Origin of the sequence: Dietzia aerolata (genome assembly GCF_014144865.1) — a bacterium.
Lineage (GTDB): Bacteria > Actinomycetota > Actinomycetes > Mycobacteriales > Mycobacteriaceae > Dietzia > Dietzia aerolata.
In genome coordinates, this window is sequence record NZ_JAALDM010000108.1 from 1 (window position 1) to 2694 (window position 2694).

4 protein-coding genes are annotated in these 2694 nt (G+C 69.6%); 2 read left to right on the forward strand and 2 right to left on the reverse strand.

The window, feature by feature from the left end:
* Positions 1–132 precede the first annotated feature (132 nt).
* Positions 133–1422 carry a hypothetical protein gene (locus tag G6016_RS07260; RefSeq protein ID WP_187354412.1) on the forward strand — a complete coding sequence of 430 codons (1290 nt, stop codon included), beginning with the start codon at positions 133–135 and terminating at the stop codon, positions 1420–1422.
* A gap of 44 nt (positions 1423–1466) precedes the next feature.
* Here G6016_RS07260 and G6016_RS07265 read toward each other — a convergent pair whose 3' ends face one another.
* Entirely contained in the window at positions 1467–1940 is a 474-nt protein-coding gene (locus tag G6016_RS07265) for a DUF4442 domain-containing protein (protein WP_182632001.1), read from the reverse strand.
* Between the two features lie 151 nt (positions 1941–2091).
* Between G6016_RS07265 and G6016_RS07270 the strand changes: the two genes are divergently transcribed.
* Positions 2092–2283, forward strand: coding sequence for a ferredoxin (locus G6016_RS07270; protein WP_182632002.1), 192 nt, complete (start codon positions 2092–2094; stop codon positions 2281–2283).
* Positions 2284–2291: 8 nt separating this feature from the next.
* Here the strand turns inward: G6016_RS07270 and G6016_RS07275 are convergent.
* Positions 2292–2694: maleylpyruvate isomerase N-terminal domain-containing protein (locus G6016_RS07275; protein WP_182632003.1), on the reverse strand; the 403-nt coding region annotated here is incomplete at its 5' end.

A 2694-nucleotide genomic window follows, 5' to 3' on the forward strand; every position in this document is an offset into this window, starting at 1 on the left:
GCCGGCCCGGTCGGCCCGGCCCGTGGCCTGGCCGCCGGGCGAATTCCACAGATTCCAGTAATCCACATTTCCGGGGTTCAGGCCCGGTCGCGCCGGCCGGCGCGGCCTGCCGGGTGCCGCACAGTGGAACGCATGAATCCATCGGCCCTGAACTCACCCACCTCACCGCCGCATACCTCGGCTGCCCCGGCCGCCCCGGACCTCGCGGACCACGCCGACGCCTCGGACGCCCCGCAATTCGCGGGCTCCGTGGACGTCGCGGCCGTTGCTGACGCCGCTAACGTCGCCGAAGCCCCCGCGGCAGCTGCCGGCCCCCTCGCTCCCGATTCCGTGGAGCACGCGGTCCCGGCGCACCTACCGCTCGGGCCGCTGACGACCTCTGAGCTCCACGGCGTGGCGAGTCGGTCGCAGATCAGAGAGCACTATCGCCGCATGTGGCACGGCATGTACCGCCGCGTCGACCAGCTCGATGACCTGGCACTGCGCAGTCGGGCGCTGGCACGGGACTGGCCCCGAGGCGTGCTTCGTGGCCGCAGTGCCGCCGTGTTCTGGGGCGACGATTCGAGCCCGGCCGACACGCTGCCGGAGATCTGGCTGCCCTCGACCCGGCATTCCAGACCGGGCCGGATCTTTCGCTACGGCGCCCTGCCGGCGGTAGCGGTGACCGAGTTCGACGGGATGCGCCTGACCACCCCACTGCGGACCTGCCGGGACCTGGCCGTCGACCTGGACTTCGAGGACGCGGTGGTCTCGATCGAGCGTCTCTGCGCGATGGTGGCGGAGCTCCCCGCGCAGATCAGAGCGGCGGCCGAGCATCCGAGCGGACGGCGGGGCCGGAGATTCGCGACCGTGGTCCGGGCCTGTGATCCCCGGTCAACGTCGGCGTTCGCGTCGCGGATTCGGCTGGAACTCGCCAAGGCCGGCTTCGACCGGTTCCGACACGGTCACCAGGTGCGACTGCTGCACGGCACGATCGAGGTGCCGCTAGTCGATACGGACGCCCGGTGCGTGGTGTACCCGGTTCCGGCCCCGGCGAGTCCGGCGGTCCGGCACGCGACGAGAGTCTCGGGAGACACGGGCTTGAACGGCTCGGCGGGACACTCGGGCAGTAGGGCGTCGACTCGGATCCGCAGTGAGAAGACGATCGAGCGTCATCGGGGCTGGCTGCAGGAGGCGGGCTGGACCGTGCTCGTTGTGCGCGAGTCCTCACGTGAGCCGCCGGCGGTGTTCGGGGAGCAGAAGTCAGAGCCGCTGGCGCCTGAGGTGTTGCCGCCTGAGGCAGTGCCGGGAATGGGCAGGGAGAGCGCAGCTCTTCAGGCTGCGCAGGTGCTGGCCGCGCGATGGCCGGATACCGAGATCCGGCGACCGGATTGGGACGGTCCCACGAGTGATCCGCATGGGATGTGGGGCTCGGCGTGGTGATTGCACGGCGCCACAGGCACGCCGGCCGCTGCCGCATGCGGCCGTCAGGTTCGGCGACGCACGAACATTGTGTGCCGAGCTTCGACGACCACGTCGCCGCGGGAGTCTGCGATGCGGGCGGTGTGCACCACGCTGGTGCTGCGCTGCTCGGTGAGCTGCTCGCGGATCATGTCCGCTTCCATCGCCGGGACCTCGACCTGGCAGGTCAGTCGCCCGCGGCCGGGGCGGTGGAAGTCGATCGTCGCGCTCTTGGTCCACACCTGGTAGCCGCCACCCAACTGGCCCGACAGCAGTGCGCCGTAAAGGACGTCGGTGGCGGCGAACAGTGCGCCGCCGAACGCGGTGCCGTTGGTGTTGGCGGTCCACGGAGCCACACGCATGGTCAGCTCTCCGCTCGTCCAGTCCGGCGCGATGCGCCTGATGCGGATCCCCGATCCCAGCAGCGGGGGATAGAGGGAGGCCAGGACCGGGAATGCCGTGGGGCTGGCGGTGTAGCGGTGCAGCATCGTTTTGGGCACTCCGCGAGCGTAACTTACTCGCGAGTCAGATAAGGCCGAAGATGGACAAAAGACTCAGATTTGTCTATGCGAAAAATCTCATGTCGCCTACACTGGGTAGTGACTCTGGTCACCGACGTGACGATGTGGCCACGGACGACAAGGGGGAATCATGAGGATCGAAGTCGACACCGACCGGTGCGAGGGACAGGCGGTGTGCGTAGGACTCGCCCCGGCGGTCTTCGCGCTGGATGACGACGACGAGTACGTCCGCATCCTCGTGGACGAGGTACCGGCCGAGCACGAGAAGCGCGCCCGCAAGGCCGTGGAGAAGTGTCCGATGGCGGCCCTGCGCGAAGTTTGAGCCGAGGCCTACTCCGACGGGCGTCCTTGCCAGCGCGAGGGATCGCGGCCGGTCAACGCCAACGCCGTGTGGCGGGCCGGCACCCCGGGACCGTCAAAACCGGAGACCGGGGGATCGAACAGGTCCGGCGCCGGGTCGCTGGCGAGGTCCGCCCGCACGAACTCCAGCACGGCCCGCTCGAGCTCATCGCCCCACGGCAGGTCACGGCCCTGCGACGCGGCGATATCCCACGCGTGGACGGCCAGGTCGAAGGTCTGTTGGGCGAGATAGTGGGCAACCGGCGCACTTCCGTAGGAGAGGTTGACGTCGTCGTCGTCGGGAGTTCCACGCCATGCGGCAGACACCGGCGCCCTCACTCCACGCCACTCCGCGACCAGGTCGGGGCCCGACATCTCCCCCAGGCGGCGCAGC